Origin of the sequence: Paraclostridium sordellii (assembly GCF_000953675.1) — a bacterium.
Taxonomy (GTDB): Bacteria; Bacillota; Clostridia; order Peptostreptococcales; family Peptostreptococcaceae; genus Paraclostridium; species Paraclostridium sordellii.
Window position 1 is genome coordinate 3,389,241 of the sequence record NZ_LN679998.1, and the last position, 283, is coordinate 3,389,523.

The window sequence follows — 283 nt, forward strand, 5'->3', positions numbered from 1 at the left end:
TACCTGGTTGATAGGTCAAAGGTGTAAGTGCAGCAATGCATGTAGCTTATTGATACTAATAGATCGAGGACTTGACCAAGATTATTTGAGTAACGGGATAAATATGAATGTATATGAATATTTAGATGTTTGCGAAATGATCATAGGATTTTTAATCTGATAAATGATATGCAGTTTTCAAAGTATTAAAATATATGCGGGTGTAGCTCAATGGTAGAGTTCCGGCCTTCCAAGCCGGCTGTGAGGGTTCGATCCCCTTCACCCGCTCCAAATAAAGATTATG

General features: G+C 37.8%; 1 tRNA gene. It reads left to right on the top strand.

The features are described from left to right. Positions 1-196: 196 nt before the first annotated feature. Positions 197-270, top strand: a tRNA-Gly gene (locus ATCC9714_RS16670). Positions 271-283 lie beyond the last annotated feature (13 nt).